This window comes from Actinomadura sp. NTSP31, assembly GCF_041951385.1.
Lineage (GTDB): Bacteria > Actinomycetota > Actinomycetes > Streptosporangiales > Streptosporangiaceae > Spirillospora > Spirillospora napierensis.
Window position 1 is genome coordinate 35,193 of sequence record NZ_JBGNUT010000024.1, and the last position, 16,315, is coordinate 51,507.

Genomic DNA, 16,315 nt, shown 5'->3' on the forward strand with positions numbered 1-16,315 from the left:
AGCGGCGCTTCACACGCACTACAGTGGCGACTTCACGATTCATTGCCGTGCGCCATTTCGACGCGTCCGGCACACGAAGGAGCATCGGGTGGAAACGAATCACAACTTCCTGCAGACGGGGGGTCAACCGGTCTCGGATCGGATGCGGGAGTTGCTCGCCCGTGCGGCGCAGGACCACGTCTATGAACAGCGCTCACAGGGTCAGGTCCTGGACGAGATCCGCCAGCGGCTGGAGGGTATGGAGTGGCTGCTCCGCGAGGTCCGCGAGCGCGAGATCAGCGGGCTGACCGGGCAGCTCGACACCGTGCGCGGGCAGGTCGACGAGCTGGTCGGCAAGCCCCCGGAGTGGGCCGAGGGGCTGGCCGAGCACATCGACGGCCTCGGCGAGCGGGTCAAGCCGGTCGCCGAGCTGCCCGCGCTGTGGGCCGACGTCGGCGTCGTCGCCGAGAACGTCGACGAGGGCCTGACCCGCATCCAGGCCGTCCTGGACTCCGCGCAGCACATCACCGACGCCACCCAGCAGGCGTCGCAGCGCATGGAGGAGATGACCAAGCGGCTGGACAAGCTCCAGGGCAGCATGGAGGCCGCGTCCGTCCGCTTCAACCGGCTGGACAAGTCGCTGGCCGAGCTCGGGCACCGGTCCGAGCGGCTGGAGCACTCGATCAACGGCGTCACGGCGCGGGTCGACCAGGCCCTCGGCGAGATGGCCGAGCGGATGGAGCAGGGGCTGGAGGCGGTCAACGGCCGGGTCGAGGGCGTCGGCGGCCGGCTGGACGGGCTGGACGGGCGGCTGGACGGGGTCGACGGGCGCCTCGAGGGCCTGTCGGGCAAGCTGGAGGGCGTGGACGGCCGGTTCGAGAGCATCGAGGGCCGGATCGACGGCGTGGGCGAGCGGATCGGCCGGCTGCCGGCCACGCTGGAGATCGCGGAGCTGCACCGCGTGGTGGGCGAGCTGGCCCGCCGTCCGATGATGGACCACAGCGACCGGTTCGACGCGCTGGAGAAGCACCTGGCCGACGCGGTCGACCCGCTGATCGAGGAGCTGCGCGCCCGGCCCGACCGCGACGAGGTCAAGGCCACGATGTCGCAGATCGCCGAGACGGCCTACAGCGACGTCGCCAAGCGCATGGACGAGTTCTCCCGCCGGTTCGAGGACGTGCACGACGACGTGCGCAAGCGGATCGAGGGCATTCACGAGGAGGTCGCCAAGCGGGTCGACGTGGCCCTGGAGGAGTTCACCACGCAGGTCGACATCGTGTCCCGCCGGGTGGAGTCGGTGCACATCGACGTCACCAAGCAGGTCGAGTCCGTGCATCACGAGGTGGCGAGGCAGGTCAGCGGGGTGCACGACGACTTCGGCAAGCGGATCGGCGACATCCACGAGGACGTCACCCGGCAGGTCGGCAGCATCCACGACTCCGTCGCCAAGCAGGTCGCCGGCATGCAGGAGGACGTGGCCCGGCAGGTCGGCGGGGCGCAGGAGGAGTTCGGCCGGCGGGTGGACGGCGTGCAGGACGAGGTGACGCGGCGGGCCGAGTCGGTGCAGGCGGAGTTCGCCAAGCGCTTCTCGCACGTGCAGGACGAGGTCGGCCGCAAGGTCGACGGCGTCCACGACGATGTGTCCAAGCAGGTCAACGCGGTGCACGAGGACGTGCTGAAGCGGCTGTCCACGCTGGAGGAGACGATGCTCGCGCTGGCCGAGGCGCTGCTGCGCCCGCGCCGCGACGGCAAGGACTAGCCGGTCCGGGTGGGGCCGCTCCCGCGTCGCGGGGTCCGGCCCCGCCCGGCCCCGCCCGGCCCCTCCTCCGGGTTGCCGGACGTCCCCGTCGGGGTGTCCGGATCCCGCACGGAATCTGCGAGGTTTGTCCGGCAATCCGGCGAGACGACCGGAGACCCTCCGCCAAGCCCCCGCGATGACGTGCATTTTGTTACGTTCCGTCTTCGCAAAATCACTCCCAATACCCATCGGAATCCGTTTTCATGGATCTCGTGACTCCCACACCGGCTCCTTGCCTGCCGACCGGCGCCCCACCCGGCCACGCCACCCTGCGCTGGGTCGAGGGCTGTCTCGGCAAGGGCGCCGAGGTGCGGATGGTGCGGCCGCTCCCGGGCGGCAGCGCGCACGCCAACCACGCGCTCGTGGTGGAGACGCCGTCCGGCAGCGCGCACCGGCTGGTGCTGCGCCGCTGGACCGGCCGGGACACCGGCCTCGACGCGGGCCCCGGCCGGCGCTCCTACGGCGACACCGAGTTCTCCCCCGAACGCGAGATCGCCGCGCTGGCGCTGCTGGCGGGCTGCGAGATCCCGACCCCCGAGCTCGTCGCCGCCGACCCGTCCGGCGCGCACTGCGACGTCCCCGCGCTGCTGATCAGCCGGCTGGTCGGCCATCCGCCCCGGCCGTCCCCCGACGACCTGCCCGAGTACCTCATCCAGCTCGCCGCCGCGCTGCTGCCGGTGCACGCGCTGCACGGCGCGTCCACGATGCCGCCGTACGTCCCCTACAACCGGCTCGACCAGCGCAACCCGCCCAAGCACGCGCTGCGGCCGCAGCTGTGGGAGCGCGCGTTCGAGATCGCCGCCGGCCCCGCGCCGGACGCGCCCGCCCGCTTCCTGCACCGCGACTACCACCCCGACAACACGCTGTGGTCCTACGGCAAGCTGACCGGCGTCGTCGACTGGTCCGACGCGTCGTGCGGCCCCGTCGCGGTCGACGTCGCCCGCATGCGCCGCGGTCTCGCGCTCCGCTACGGCGTGCCCGTCGCCGACCGCTTCCTGGCCGCGTTCGACCAGGTCTCCGGCGGCCACGAGCACGACCCGTACTGGGACGTCCGCTGCCTGCTCGACCTGCTGCCCGAGGACGACGGCCGCCTCGTCGACGAGGCCGAGGTCCCCCTCTTCGAGGACTACCTGGGGTCCCTCGTCGCCGCTACAGCCTGACCGATTCGACCGGCAGGCTGGAGTCGGCGGGCAGGTCCAGGTCGGACGGGTCGAGGCCGGAGGCGACGAGCTCGGAGCCGAGGGCGGCGACCATCGCGCCGTTGTCGGTGCACAGCTTCGGGCGCGGCACGCGCAGCCGGACGCCGGCGGCCTCGCAGCGCTCGGCGGCCAGGGCCCGCAGCCGCGAGTTCGCCGCGACGCCGCCGCCGATCAGCAGGTCGTGGACGCCGTTGTCCTTGCAGACCTTGAGCGCCTTCTGGGTGAGGACGTCCACGACGGCCTCCTGGAAGGACGCGGCGACGTCCGGGACGGGGACGGCCTCGCCCGCGCGCTCCTTCGCCTCCACCCAGCGGGCCACGGCCGTCTTCAGGCCGGAGAACGAGAAGTCGTAGGTGCCGTCGTTGTACTTGCCGCGCGGGAACGCGATCGCGGCGGGGTCGCCCTCGCGGGCCATCCGGTCGATCACCGGGCCGCCGGGGAAGCCGAGGCCGAGGACCCGCGCGACCTTGTCGAACGCCTCGCCCGCCGCGTCGTCGACGGTGCTGCCGAGCGAGCGGACGTCGCCCGCCACGTCCGGCACCAGCAGCAGCGAGGAGTGCCCGCCGGACACCAGCATCGCCACGCACGGCTTCGGCAGCGGCCCGTGCTCCAGCTGGTCGACGCAGACGTGCGCGGCGAGGTGGTTGACGCCGTACAGCGGCTTGCCGAGCGACAGCGCGTACGCCTTCGCGGCGGCGACGCCGACCATCAGGGCGCCGGGCAGGCCGGGACCGGCGGTGACGGCGAACGCGTCGACGTCGGTGAACGCCACGCCCGCCTCGTTCAGCGCGCGCTCCACGGTCGGGCCCATCGCCTCCAGGTGCGCGCGGGACGCGACCTCGGGCACCACGCCGCCGAACCGGGCGTGCTGCTCGACGCTGGAGGCGATCGCGTCGGCCAGCAGCGTGCGGCCGCGGACGATGCCGACGCCGGTCTCGTCGCACGAGGTCTCGATGCCGAGCACCAGCGGCTCTTCGCGGATCATGTGTTCCCCCTGGTGAACCCCACCGGGCGGCGCTCCAGGCGGCGGCACATCACCACCGCGTCCACGTCGGCGGGCTGGTAGTAGCGCTTGCGGATCCCGACCTCGAAGAACCCGAACCGCTCGTAGAGCCGGCGCGCGGCCGGGTTGTCGGCGCGGACCTCCAGGAACACCGCCTCGGCGTTGCGGCGGGACGCCTCGTCCATCAACTCGGTGAGCAGGGCCGCGCCGATGCCGGCGCCGCGCCGGTCGGCGCGCACCCCGATCGTCTGCACGTCGGCCTGCGCGCCCGCGGCGGCGAGGCCCGCGTAGCCGACGATCTCGCCGCCGGGCTCCTCGGCGATGACGTAGTGGCGGGTGGCGGGCTGGCCGGCCAGCTCCTCGGCGAGCATCTGCTCGCTCCACGCGTCGTCGGGGAACAGGACCTGCTCCAGCAGGTGGACGGCGGGAAGGTCCGCGCGGGTCATGGCGCGCAGCGTGACGTCGGTCACCGCCGGGTCACCTTCTTGCGCGGGCCCGGCTCCTTGGCGTCGGGCCTGCGCAGGTACAGCGGCTCGGGCGGCAGCAGGTCGGGGCCCTTCTCGCCGGCCAGCCGCGCGACGGCCAGCTCCGCGACGGCGGACGCGGTGGGCAGCAGCGGCTCGTGCCCGGATTCTCCGAGGACCTCCGGGTACAGGGCCGCGCCCTCGCCGACGACCGGCAGCCCATCGGGCGCGCCCTCCAGGACGTCGGCGGCGGGGCCGACGGCGGGTTCGGTGGCGCGGACGCGCGACGAGGCGTACCGCGCCCAGTACACCTCCTTGCGGCGGGCGTCCGTGGCGACCGCGAACGGCTCGTCCCGCCCGGAGGCCCAGGCGATGGCGTCGAGCGTGCAGACGCCGTGCACCGGGACGCCCAGCGACTCGCCCATCGCGCGCGCCGTGACCAGCCCGACGCGCAGGCCGGTGTACGGGCCGGGGCCCACACCGACGGCGATCGCGCTGATCGTGTCGGGCGCGGCGCCCGCCTCCGCCAGCACGGCCTTGATGGACGGCGTGAGCAGCTCGGTGTGCCTGCGCCGGTCGACGGCCTCGGCGTGCGCGCGGCGCCGCGCGCCCTCGCCGGGGATCCACTCATGAAGCGCCACCGTGATCGCGGCGGTCGCGGTGTCGAAAGCCAAGACCAGCACGGGTTGTAAGCCTAGTCCAGGCGGCGGCCTGCACGGTGCCTCAACTGGGACGGCGGCACGTGACGAGGGCCCCGGCCCGGCGGATCAGGCCTTGTCGAGCGCCTGCAGGACGGTCTTGGCCGCCTCGGCGGCGCCGTCGCCGGCGGCCTTGGCCGACAGCGGGTCGCCGTTGTCGGAACCGGAGTAGTGGATCGTCACCAGGACGTTCGCGAGCCGCACGTTGGTGATCGCCTCGCCGGAGCCCTGCCCCTTGTCGACGCTGTAGACCTGGTAGCCCTCGTCGCCGACGCCCTTGAGGTCGCCCTTCTCGGTCAGCTCCTGGCCCGCGAGCAGCGACTTGCCGGACTCGTCGGCGCCGCGCTCGGCGGCGATGGTGCCCTGCGCCACGGCGGTCGGGGTCTGCGCGGACGTCCCGGCGATCGCGCGCAGCTCGACGGTGAGCTGGCGCTTGTCGTCGCCGGCGTAGGCGCCCCAGACGCAGCCGTTCTGCTGGTCGTTGTTCTGGTAGTTGTCGGCCGGGTTCTGCTCGGCGCCGGGGGCCAGCCGGTCGATCAGGTCCTTGCCGAGGACGGAGCAGGAGTCGGGCACCGCCGAGCGCTCGCCGCTCGCCGTCGGGGAGCTGTCGGCCCCGCTGCCGACGGCCTGGCCCGTGCCGTGCTCGGCGCCGCCGCCGACGCCGTTCAGGAGGAGGAACACCGCCAGCGCGCACGCCGCCGCGGCGCCGCCCGCCGCCAGCAGGATCGCGCCGCGCCGGCCGCCGCGGCGTTCGCGGGCGACCCGGTGGCTGCCGGTGCCCGTCCGGTATCCGCCGCTGCCGGCCCGGTGGCCGCCGCTGCCGGAGGCGTAGCCGCCGCTGCCCGAGCGGTATCCGCCGCTGTCGGTCCCGTAGTCGCCGCTGCCGGACCGGTAGTCGCCGCTGCCCGTGTCGTAGACGTCCCGCCGGGCGGAGTAGCCGCCGCTGTCGGCCGGGTAGTTGCCGCTGCCGGACCCGGTCTCGTAGCTGCCGCCGCCGCCCGTCCCGTAGTTGCCGATCGGGTAGCTCCCGCTCTCGGCCGGGTAGCCGCCGGACGCCGGGTACTGGCCGCTTCCGGCCGGGTACCCGCCGCCGGACGTCGAGTACCGCCCGCTGTCGGCGGGGTAGCCGCCGCCACCGGTGGGGTGGCCGCCGCTCGTCGAGTAGCGGCCGCTCTCGGCCGGCCGTCCGCCACCGCCGCCTTGGGCCGGGTATCCGCCGGTCGAGTACTGGCCGGTGGGGTAGCCGCCGGTGCTGTAGCCGCCGCTCGCGGACGAGGGCCCCTCGGCGGTCGGGTAGCCCCCGGTTCCCGACGAGGGATAGCCGCTTGCGGGCGACAGGTAGCCACCGGAGCCGGGCGCGGACGAGCCGGGCGTCGACGGGTAACCGCCGGTACCGGGCGCGGACGGGTGACCGCCGGAGCCGCTCTCACGGTCCCCGGCGCCCGCCGGGTGGCCGCCCGTGCCCGAGGCACGGCGGCCGTCCTGCCCCGGGTACGGCCCGTACTCGCCGTCCCTCGTGCGGTCGTCGCCGCTGCGATGGCTGCCACTCACCGGATCCCACTCCTGCTTTGCGGAAATCTCTGATATGTCGTGAAGGTGAGGTTCGTTCCGGCAAAGAGTACGACATCTCACAGCAAAGTGGTCCGGCGGCACTTACGAAAATCGGAGAAGATCTCCGATCCTTCTCAGTCCAGGTCGCCGGGCAGGTCGCGCCAGCGATCACCGACGCCTTCGATCCTTACTTCGCGCGTCTCCCCGGGACCGTCCCCGCGCGAAATGATCACTTCCAGCCGGTCGTCGGCAAGGCCCTCCGCGAGCCCTTCCCCCCATTCCACGATCGTCACCGATTCCGCCACCGAGGCGTCCAGGTCGAGATCGTCCAGCTCCGCGAAACCGCCCAGCCGGTAGGCGTCCACGTGCACCAGCGGGGGCCCGCCGGCCAGCGACGGGTGCACCCGCGCGATGACGAAGGTCGGGGAGGTGACCGGCCCGCGGACCTTCAGGCCCTCGCCGATCCCCTGCGTCAGCGTCGTCTTGCCCGCGCCCAGGTGCCCGGTCATCACCACCAGGTCCCCGGCCCGCAGCGACCCGGCCAGCCGGACGCCCAGCTCCCGCATGTCCCCGTCGGTCGCGACGGTGACCGTCATCCCGCTCATGCCGTGCGCTCCTCCTCGTCCTCGAGCCCCGGTTCCAGGCAGCCGGGGCGGACGCGGTCGATCAGCCGGCGCAGCCCGCCGGTGACCACGCCCGGGTACTCCAGCGGCAGCACGTGCCCGGCCTCGTCCACCTCTACCAGTTCCGCGTCCGGCAGCGCCCCGGCGACGCGGCGGCCGTGCGCGGGCGGGGTCAGCCGGTCCTGCCCGCCGACCAGCACCAGCGCGGGCACCCGGCCGAGCGCCTCCAGCGAACCCACCTTGTCGTGCACCATCAGCGCCGGGTAGAACTCCGCGATCACGTCGATCGGCGTCGCCCTGATCATCTGCTCCAGGAAGTCGACCACCGTGGGGCTCACGTGCTTGTCGGCGAACGCCATCTTCCTGGTCACGACGAACGCCAGGTCGGCGCCCAGCCCGCGGGCCCGGTCGACCAGGTCGGCGCGCCGCCCGAGGCCGCGCAGGGTGCGCGGCGCCAGCGGCCGGACGACCTTGGCCAGCACCAGCGGCAGCCCGAGCGTCATCTCCGCCAGGTCGCCGCACGAGGTGTTGACCAGCGCGACCCCCACCACCCGCGGCCCGAACAGCTCGGGACGCGCGTCCGCCAGCGCCATGATCGACATCCCGCCCATCGAGTGCCCGGCAAGGATCACCGGCCCGGTGGGGGCCGCCGCCTCCAGCACCGCGCGCAGGTCCTCGCCGGTCTGCTCGATCGTCGCGTGCGCCGGGTCGCTGCGCCCCGACCGGCCGTGGCTGCGCTGGTCCCAGAACACCATCCGCAGCCGTCCCCGCAGGTCGCGGCGCTGGTAGTGCCAGGAGTCCCGGTTCAGGCAGTAGCCGTGGCAGAACACGACCGTGAGCTCGGCGTCGTCCGGGCCGTCCACCTCGACGTGCAGCTCCAGCCCGTCGGAGGCGCGGACGGTCAGCTCCCTGCCGCGCAGCTCGCCGAACGGCTCGTCGGCATCCGGGTCCGGGCGCAGCCGCACCCGGCCCACCGCCAGCCGCCGCAGCCCCACCGCCGCGCCGATCCCGGCCGCGCCGACGCCCGCGACGGCCCCGGCGATGCCGATCCGGCGCCTGTTCCTGACGTCCATGCTCACGCCCCCCGCCGTCCCCCGTAGACCCTCGGCACCCGGGACCCGATCCGGGTGACGATCTCATACGAGATGGTGCCGAGCGCGTCCGCCCACTCCTGCGCGGTCGGCTCGCCCCGGTCGCCCGGCCCGAACAGCACGATCTCCTCCCCCGGCGCCAGCTCGTCGTCCCCGAGGTCGATGACGAACTGGTCCATGCAGACCCGTCCGGCGATCGTCCGGCGGCGCCCGGCCGCCAGGACCTCCAGCACGTTCGACCCGTGCCGCGGGATGCCGTCCCCGTACCCGGCGGGCACCACCGCGAGGTTCGTCTCCCGCGCGGTGAAGTAGGTGTGGCCGTAGGACACGCCGCTGCCCGCCGGAACCCGCTTGACCAGCGCCGCGTCCGCCACCAGCGTCATCGCCGGCCGCAGCCCGAAGGTACCGAGCGACGGGATCGGCGTCAGCCCGTACGTCGCGATACCCGGCCGCACGAGGTCGAACCGCGCCTCCGGCAGGGTCAGCGCCGCCGCCGAGTTCGCCAGATGCCGGACCTCCGGCCGCGCGCCCGCCTTCTCCGCGTGCTCCACCATCTCGGTGAACGCGCCGATCTGCGTGCCGATGGACGGATGGCCGGGCTCGTCCGCGCACGCGAAGTGCGACATCACGCCCACCACCCGGAGATGGCCGGCCGCCTCCGCCTTCAGCGCCGCGTCCACCAGGTCGTGCCAGTCCTGCCCGCGCGCGCCGCCCCGCGTCATGCCCGTGTCGGCCTTCAGGTGCACCCGCGCCGGGCGTCCCGCCCGCTCCGCCGCCCGCACCAGCTCGTCCACCAGCCACAACGCGCCCACGGTCAAGTCGATGTCGCGCGCCACGGCCTGCTCGTACGGCTCGCCGGGCACGCCCAGGGACACCAGCGTCCGGACGTCCACCCCCGCGTCCCGCAGCGCCAGCGCCTCCGCCAGCTTCGCCACGCCCAGCCACGTCGCGCCCCCGGCGAGCGCCGCGCGCCCCGCCTCCACCAGGCCGTGCCCGTACGCCTCGGCCTTCACCATCGCCATCACCTCGGCGCCGCCCGCCTTCTCGCGCAGCAGCCCGATGTTCCCGGCAATGGCGTCCAGATCGACGCGCGCCTCCGCAGGAACCCTCATGGTCACCCAGTGTGCCGTTCCCAGGGCCGTGCCCGAAGCATCCCGGGCAGGCCCCGCCCCCCGTGGGGCGCACCCCCGCGCGCCCTTTGTCCCTTATGACGCACCTTCTCCGCACCCGGTTCAACGCCCATGCCCTGCGTCCCGCCCACGAGCGAAAATCCCGGGCCGCCGCCTCAGCTCGCGAGGCGAGGCCGCGCTCGCCCGAGCCCGCTGGGCCGGGATCGCTCAAACACGGCGGAAGGCGTCGGGGAGGGCGGTGACGACGTCGTAGGCGCTGATCGGGGACTCGGCGGCGTCGGGATGGGGGGCGGAGGCGAGGCGGGCGGCGAGGCCGTGCAGGTAGGCGCCGGCGGCGGCCGCGTCCAGGGCGGGCATGCCGCCGGCGAGCAGGGCGCCGATCAGGCCGGACAGGACGTCGCCGGTGCCGGCGGTGGCCAGCCGCGGGGTGCCGGTCGGGTTCACCCGGACGGGCCGGTCCTGCTCGGCGACCAGCGTCGTCGAGCCCTTGAGCAGGACGGTCGCGGACAGTTCGGCGGCGGCGCGGCGGACGTGCACCAGGCGGCCGGCCTCGATGTCCTCGCGGGAGGCGTCGATGAGGCGGGACAGCTCGCCCGCGTGGGGGGTGAGGACGGTCGGCGCGGGGCGGAGCAGCAGGTCGCGGCGGCGGGCGAGGACGGTCAGGCCGTCGGCGTCGACCAGGACCGGCAGGTCGGTGGACAGGACGGCCTCCAGCAGCGACTCGGCGGCGTCGCCGGTGCCGAGGCCGGGGCCGGCGACCCACGCCTGGACGCGCCCGATGCGTTCGAGGACCTTCGCGTCGTGCGGGCCGGGCTCGATCACCGTGGTGACGACCTCGGGCCAGCGGTGCCGGACGAGTTCGACGGGGTGCGCGACGGAGGCGAAGCGGACCATCCCGGCGCCGCCGCGCACCGCGCCGCCCGTGCTGAGGACGGCGGCGCCGGTGTACTCGTCGCCGCCGGCGAGGATGCCGACGACGCCGCGCCGGTACTTGTCGGACTCGGGTCCGGGCTCGGGCGGGTGGACGTCGGCGGGGCGGGCGGCCACCACGTCCGGGTCGGGCAGGTCGTCGCCGAGGCCGATGTCGACGAGTTCGACGACGCCGCAGTAGGAGGCGCCGGGGTCGATCAGCAGGCCGGGCTTGTGGGTGCCGAAGGTGACGGTGACGTCGGCGTGCACGGCGTCGCCCGCGACCTGGCCGGTGCCGGCGTCGACGCCGCTCGGGACGTCGCAGGCGACGACGAGGCCGGTCGCCTCGGCCGCCAGCGCGGCGAGGCGGGCGTGCGGGTCGCGGAGGGCGCCGGTGCCGCCGATGCCGGTCAGGCCGTCGACGATGAGGTCGGCGCCGGCGATCGCGGCCGCGGGGTCGCCGCCGAGGAGGCGGCCGCCGGCGGTGCGGAGCGCGGCGAGACCGCCCTCGTGGATCTTGGAGCCGGCCTGGACGGCGTCCACGCGGGCGCCGCGCCGGGCCAGCCGCGCGCCCGCGTAGAGGGCGTCGCCGCCGTTGTCGCCGCCGCCGACCAGCAGCACCACGCGGGACCCGTAGACGGTGGGCAGGACGCGGGCGCAGACGGCCGCCAGCCCGGCGGCGGCGCGCTGCATCAGCGCGCCTTCGGGGAGCCGCGCCATCAGCGCGCGTTCCGCCGCCCGCACCTTGCCGACCTCGTGCGCGTACCTCATCCGCTGCTCCCCACCCGCGCCGTCCCGACGATCACACACTTACCCTGCCACGCCGCCCCGTCCCGTAACCGGGCGGACGTGAACGGGCGGACGCGAACGGACGCGAACGGGCGGGCTCGCAGCAATCGGCCCGGCAATGGCGCGCGTTCGCCGGGTCCGGTTCATGGTGCGCTGGCCGAAAGGTGAGTTAGCGTGTGATTTCCCGGAAGTTGCAGTGCGGCGCGGGTTCGGAAAAACCCGTAAAATGATCAGCCAACACGCAGCGCCGGGCGGCCCCGGTGCGGCACACTGCGACGGGGCCGCTCCCCGCACGGAAGGGGGTCGGAACGGTGATCGCGTCGCGGGGTGCCTCCGGTGACATGAGCCCGTTCCGGGGTCCCACCGTCCGGCAGCGCAGGCTCGCCGCCGAACTCCGGCGGCTCAGGGAACAGAAGGGACTCACCGGAGACGATGTCGCCGCGCGGCTGGCCTGGTCGACCGCCAAGGTGAGCCGGCTGGAGAACGCGCGTACCGGCGCGAAGATCGACGACATCCTCGCGCTCATCGACCTTTACGACATCGCCGAATCCCACCGCACCGAGCTGATCGCCCTCGCACACGATGCTTCCGAGAAGGGCTGGTGGGAGAGTTATCGGGAGCTTCCCGGCGGCTACTCCGCACTGATCGCACTGGAAGACGAAGCGAACAAGATCACGCAATGGGAGACCTACATCGTTCCCGGCCTCCTGCAAACCGAGGCGTACGCACGGGCGACGATCTCCGGGCTGCATCTTTTCGACACCGTTCCGCCGCGGGAGATCGACCGCAGGGTCGAGGTGCGGATGCGCCGCCAGGGGATCCTGCACAGAGCAGAACCTGTCGAATACACCGTCCTGCTGGACGAGTCCGTGCTGCAGCGCCTCGTCGGCGATCCCGCGGTCATGCGAGCGCAGCTCGACCATCTGCGCTCGATCGCCGAATTGCCGAACGTGACTCTGCGCATCATGCGGCTGGGGATCGCCCATCCTCTGATGGAGGCGTCCTTCCAGTTGCTGGAGTTCGACCCGGTGCACGACGTGGTCTTTCCGGACATCGTTCACACGGAAAGCCTCACGGTCAGCCAGTTCATCGACGAGAAGATCACGCACATGTATCGGCTCGCCTTCGAGGGAATGGCACGGGTCGCACTCGGCAGCGCCGAGTCCGTGGAACACATCGCGCGAGCGCGGGCCGTCTGGCGTTGACACCGCCCACTGCGGCGGTGCATAAACCAGGAAAGAAGGCCCACGCGTGTCCTCGTTCGAAATGACGTCCGAAAGCATCCCGTCCGCGGCCGGCGCGACCGGCTGGCGCAAGAGCGCGCGCTGCGCCGGCAACGGCGCCTGCGTCGAGATCGGCACGCTGCGCGGTGGCGCGGTCGCCGCACGGGACGCCTACGACGGCGACGCCGGCCCCGTGCTGGCGTTCTCCGCCGCGCAGTGGCGGGCGTTCACGGCCGCCGCCAAGGCCGGCGAGTTCGACCTGGCCCGCTGACCCGGGTTCCGGGAAGGAAGATCGAGGGCCCGCGTCGGCGTACGCCGGGGCGGGCCGTCACTGTGCGGCACCGGGTCGCGCCGCACCGGACCATCCGCCGATCATCGGCATTTCCGGCGACTCTTGTTACCTTGTTCTTGGCACCGGCAGCGCCGCCGTGAGCAGAATGCGTCTCCGATTCGGGAGCCAGGATGAGTTTCCATGCCACGCCGTCCCCCCGCTGGAGGAAGAGCACCCGGTGCGGGGCGAACGGCACCTGTGTCGAAGTGGCCGGGCAGGACGAGGGAATCGTCTCCGTACGGGACGGGGCCGCCGACGATTCGCGCCTGGACTTCGCCCCCCGGGAATGGTGCCGGTTCGTCGCGGCCGTCCGGCGGGGGGCCTTCGACTTGCACTGAAACTTGCATTTTCTGAGATTCTCAGAATCGAACGGGAATATCACTCCGCTCGCCCGCGCCCACCGGGGCGGGCGGGGCACGAAAAGGGCGGAGGAGGGGTTCGCCTCCTCCGCCCCGGGACGACGGCTACTCGACGGTGACCGACTTGGCGAGGTTGCGGGGCTGGTCCACGTCGTGGCCCTTGGCGGTCGCCAGCTCGCAGGCGAACACCTGCAGCGGGACGGTCGTCACCAGCGGCTGCAGCAGCGTCGGGACGGCCGGGACACTGATCAGCGTGTCCGCGTACGGCTCCACCGACGTGTCGCCCTCCTCGGCGATCACGATGGTGCGGGCGCCCCGCGCGCGGATCTCCTGGATGTTGGAGACGATCTTGTCGTGCAGGACGTCGCGGGCCCGCGCCGGCACGATCACCACGACCGGCAGGCCCTGCTCGATCAGCGCGATCGGGCCGTGCTTCAGCTCGCCCGCCGCGAACCCCTCGGCGTGCATGTACGCCAGCTCCTTGAGCTTCAGCGCGCCCTCCAGCGCCACCGGGAAGCCCACGTGCCGGCCGAGGAACAGCACGCACCGCTCGCCGGCCAGGGACCGGGCCAGCTCGCGGACCGGCTCCATCGTCTCCAGGACCTTGTCGACCTTCTCCGGCATCCGCTCCAGCAGCTGCACCATCGCGAACACCTCGTCGCCCCACTTGGTGCCGCGCACCTGCGCGATGTAGAGCGCGATGAGGTAGACGGCGACGAGCTGGGTCAGGAACGCCTTGGTCGAGGCGACCGCGATCTCCGGGCCCGCGTGGGTGTAGAGCACGCCGTCGCACTCGCGCGGCAGCGTCGAGCCGTTGACGTTGCAGATGCCGAGCAGTTTCGCCTTCTGCTCGCGGGCGTGCCGGACGGCCATCAGCGCGTCCATCGTCTCCCCGGACTGGGAGATCGCGATGACCAGCGTCGTCGGCGACAGGATCGAGTCGCGGTAGCGGAACTCGCTGGCCAGCTCCACCTCGCAGGGCAGCCCCGCCCAGTGCTCGATGGCGTACTTGGCGATCAGCCCGGCGTGGTAGGACGTGCCGCACGCCACGATGATGATCTTGTCGACCTCGCGGAGCTCCCGGTCGGTGATGCGCATCTCGTCCAGGTGCAGCCGGCCGTCCGCGCCGATCCGGCCGAGCAGCGTGTCGGCGACCGCGCGCGGCTGCTCGGCGATCTCCTTGAGCATGAAGTAGTCGTAGCCGCCCTTCTCGGCGGCGGACACGTCCCAGTCGACGTGGTACTCGGTCACCTCGGCGGGCCGGCCGTCGAAGTCGGTGACCGTCACGCCGCCGGAGCGCAGCTCGACGACCTGGTCCTGGCCGAGCTCGATCGCGTCCCGGGTGTGCTCGATGAACGCCGCGACGTCGCTGGCGAGGAAGTTCTCGCCCTTGCCGACGCCGACCACCAGCGGCGAGTTGCGGCGCGCCCCGACCACCAGGTCCTCGTCGCCGGTGTGCACCGCGACCAGCGTGAACGCGCCCTCCAGCCGGCGGCACACCCGGCGCATCGCGTCCGCCAGGCCGTCCCGGGCGTTGCCGTCCACCGCCGCCAGCTCGTCCTCCAGCAGGTGCGCGACGGCCTCGGTGTCGGTGTCGGACCTCAGCTTGTGCCCGCCGTCCTCCAGCTCGGCCCGCAGCGCCGCGAAGTTCTCGATGATGCCGTTGTGGATCACCGCGACGGAGCCGGTGCAGTCGGTGTGCGGGTGCGCGTTGCGGTCGTTCGGCGGCCCGTGGGTCGCCCACCGCGTGTGCCCCATGCCGAGCGTCCCGGCGGGCGGCGGCTCCTCCGCCAGCGCCTCCTTCAGGTTCACGAGCTTGCCCGCCCGCTTCGCCGTCGCCAGCCGTCCGCCGGCCAGCACGGCCACCCCGGCCGAGTCGTAGCCGCGGTACTCCAGCCTGGCCAGCCCGTCGACCACGACGTCGAGCGCGGGACGGCCGCCTACGTACCCCACGATTCCGCACATGGCGGCAACTCTATTCGGTGCGCCCCACCGGACCTACCCGCAAGGGACGTAGAGGGGTGGCGCTAGGTTGGACGCCCGGTGAAAACCCGGAGACCCGCCTGAACCAGCGATTACCGTTCAGGCCATGACGAGCGGATGGGACAGCGTGCCGACCCCTTACGTGGAACTCTCCCGCGCGTCCTGGCGGGCGCTGCGCGAGAGCACCCCGCTGCCCCTCACCCCCGGTGAGCTGGACGCGCTGCGCGGCCTGCGCGACCCGATCGACATCACCGAGGTCGAGGAGGTCTACCTGCCGCTGTCCCGGCTGCTCAACCTGTTCATCCAGTCCGACGGGCGGCTGCGCGACACCGTCAGCGGCTTCCTCGGCGGCGAGGTCGCTCCGACCCCGTTCATCATCGGCGTCGCCGGGAGCGTCGCGGTCGGCAAGTCCACCACGTCCCGGCTGCTGCGCACGCTGCTGGCCCGCTGGCCCGACCATCCGAGCGTGGAACTCGTCACGACCGACAGTTTCCTGTATCCGAACGCGATCCTTAACGAGCGCGGGATCATGGAAAGGAAGGGTTTCCCCGAGTCCTACGACCGCCGCGCGCTGGTCCGGTTCGTCTCGTCGATCAAGGCGGGGGCCGCGGAGGCGGCGATCCCGGTCTACTCCCATCTGGAGTACGACATCGTCCCGGACGCGGTGCAGACCGTCCGGCGGCCCGACATCCTGATCGTCGAGGGCCTGAACGTGCTGCAGGCCCCGCCGCCCGGCACCCTCGCGGTGTCCGACTTCTTCGACTTCTCCATCTACGTGGACGCGCGGGTCGAGGACATCATGCAGTGGTACATCGAGCGCCTCTTCGCGCTCCGCCGCACCGCGTTCACCGACCCGCGCTCCTACTTCCACAAGTACGCCCACGAGCTGGACGAGGACGAGACCGCCGCGTTCGCCAAGCGCGTCTGGCGGGACGTCAACGAGATCAACCTCGTCTCCAACATCCTCCCGACGCGCGCCCGCGCCACCCTCGTCCTGCACAAGGACCGCGACCACGCCGTCCAGCGCGTCCGGCTACGCCGGATCTGACGCCACGGCGTCCCGAGCGGGCGCCTGATCCTCCCCGGCCGGGACCGCCCCCGGAAGCCCACCAAGATCACAAAACCATGACACCCCGCGCCCGTTGCGCGGCCGGCCCCGCCGCGACTAGTGTACGAAACCGTTTC

General features: G+C 73.1%; 15 protein-coding genes. 6 read left to right on the plus strand and 9 right to left on the minus strand.

Annotated features, from left to right (window positions below; genetic code table 11):
* The first annotated feature begins 88 nt into the window (after positions 1 to 88).
* Together ACA514_RS33140 and ACA514_RS33145 are read left to right on the plus strand one after the other, a co-directional pair.
* A complete protein-coding gene (locus ACA514_RS33140) occupies positions 89 to 1,738 on the plus strand; it encodes a hypothetical protein (protein ID WP_375045215.1) in 1,650 nt (549 codons plus the stop codon).
* Positions 1,739 to 1,980: 242 nt separating this feature from the next.
* The gene (locus ACA514_RS33145; protein ID WP_375045216.1) at positions 1,981 to 2,937 is read left to right on the plus strand and encodes a phosphotransferase family protein; all 957 of its coding nucleotides are present in this window, start codon (positions 1,981 to 1,983) and stop codon (positions 2,935 to 2,937) included.
* Here ACA514_RS33145 and tsaD read toward each other — a convergent pair.
* The 8 genes from tsaD to ACA514_RS33185 all read right to left on the minus strand — a co-directional run bounded on the left by tsaD (position 2,927) and on the right by ACA514_RS33185 (position 11,216).
* On the minus strand, positions 2,927 to 3,961 hold the full coding sequence (tsaD, locus tag ACA514_RS33150) for a tRNA (adenosine(37)-N6)-threonylcarbamoyltransferase complex transferase subunit TsaD (protein WP_375045217.1): 1,035 nt from the start codon (positions 3,959 to 3,961) through the stop codon (positions 2,927 to 2,929). The genes ACA514_RS33145 and tsaD overlap by 11 nt on opposite strands.
* Positions 3,958 to 4,449, minus strand: coding sequence for a ribosomal protein S18-alanine N-acetyltransferase (gene rimI / locus ACA514_RS33155; protein ID WP_375045218.1), 492 nt, complete (start codon positions 4,447 to 4,449; stop codon positions 3,958 to 3,960). The genes tsaD and rimI overlap by 4 nt, the downstream gene beginning before the upstream one ends.
* A complete protein-coding gene (gene tsaB / locus ACA514_RS33160) occupies positions 4,446 to 5,126 on the minus strand; it encodes a tRNA (adenosine(37)-N6)-threonylcarbamoyltransferase complex dimerization subunit type 1 TsaB (RefSeq protein WP_375045219.1) in 681 nt (226 codons plus the stop codon). The genes rimI and tsaB overlap by 4 nt, the downstream gene beginning before the upstream one ends.
* An 84-nt stretch (positions 5,127 to 5,210) precedes the next feature.
* Entirely contained in the window at positions 5,211 to 6,692 is a 1,482-nt protein-coding gene (locus ACA514_RS33165; RefSeq protein WP_375045220.1) for a hypothetical protein, read from the minus strand.
* A 134-nt stretch (positions 6,693 to 6,826) separates the two neighbouring features.
* Positions 6,827 to 7,288: a tRNA (adenosine(37)-N6)-threonylcarbamoyltransferase complex ATPase subunit type 1 TsaE gene (gene tsaE, locus ACA514_RS33170; protein ID WP_375045327.1), complete on the minus strand. Its 462-nt coding sequence runs from the start codon at positions 7,286 to 7,288 to the stop codon at positions 6,827 to 6,829.
* 5 nt (positions 7,289 to 7,293) lie between these two features.
* Positions 7,294 to 8,388 carry an alpha/beta fold hydrolase gene (locus ACA514_RS33175; protein ID WP_375045221.1) on the minus strand — a complete coding sequence of 365 codons (1,095 nt, stop codon included), beginning with the start codon at positions 8,386 to 8,388 and terminating at the stop codon, positions 7,294 to 7,296.
* A gap of 2 nt (positions 8,389 to 8,390) precedes the next feature.
* Positions 8,391 to 9,518, minus strand: a complete 1,128-nt coding sequence (gene alr, locus ACA514_RS33180) for an alanine racemase (RefSeq protein WP_375045222.1) — start codon at positions 9,516 to 9,518, stop codon at positions 8,391 to 8,393.
* 225 nt (positions 9,519 to 9,743) lie between these two features.
* Positions 9,744 to 11,216: an NAD(P)H-hydrate dehydratase gene (locus tag ACA514_RS33185; RefSeq protein WP_375045223.1), complete on the minus strand. Its 1,473-nt coding sequence runs from the start codon at positions 11,214 to 11,216 to the stop codon at positions 9,744 to 9,746.
* Positions 11,217 to 11,545: 329 nt separating this feature from the next.
* Between ACA514_RS33185 and ACA514_RS33190 the strand changes: the two genes are divergently transcribed.
* From ACA514_RS33190 to ACA514_RS33200, 3 genes are all read left to right on the plus strand, one after another.
* Complete coding sequence (locus tag ACA514_RS33190) at positions 11,546 to 12,439, plus strand: helix-turn-helix domain-containing protein (protein ID WP_375045224.1); 894 nt, start codon at positions 11,546 to 11,548, stop codon at positions 12,437 to 12,439.
* Between the two features lie 46 nt (positions 12,440 to 12,485).
* On the plus strand, positions 12,486 to 12,728 hold the full coding sequence (locus ACA514_RS33195) for a DUF397 domain-containing protein (protein ID WP_375045225.1): 243 nt from the start codon (positions 12,486 to 12,488) through the stop codon (positions 12,726 to 12,728).
* Between the two features lie 191 nt (positions 12,729 to 12,919).
* Positions 12,920 to 13,126, plus strand: a complete 207-nt coding sequence (locus tag ACA514_RS33200; RefSeq protein WP_375045226.1) for a DUF397 domain-containing protein — start codon at positions 12,920 to 12,922, stop codon at positions 13,124 to 13,126.
* Positions 13,127 to 13,252: 126 nt separating this feature from the next.
* Here ACA514_RS33200 and glmS read toward each other — a convergent pair whose 3' ends face one another.
* A complete protein-coding gene (gene glmS / locus ACA514_RS33205) occupies positions 13,253 to 15,112 on the minus strand; it encodes a glutamine--fructose-6-phosphate transaminase (isomerizing) (RefSeq protein WP_375045227.1) in 1,860 nt (619 codons plus the stop codon).
* A gap of 124 nt (positions 15,113 to 15,236) precedes the next feature.
* Here glmS and coaA point away from each other — a divergent pair, with 124 nt between their 5' ends.
* The gene (coaA, locus tag ACA514_RS33210) at positions 15,237 to 16,178 is read left to right on the plus strand and encodes a type I pantothenate kinase (protein ID WP_375045228.1); all 942 of its coding nucleotides are present in this window, start codon (positions 15,237 to 15,239) and stop codon (positions 16,176 to 16,178) included.
* The last annotated feature ends 137 nt before the right edge of the window (positions 16,179 to 16,315 follow it).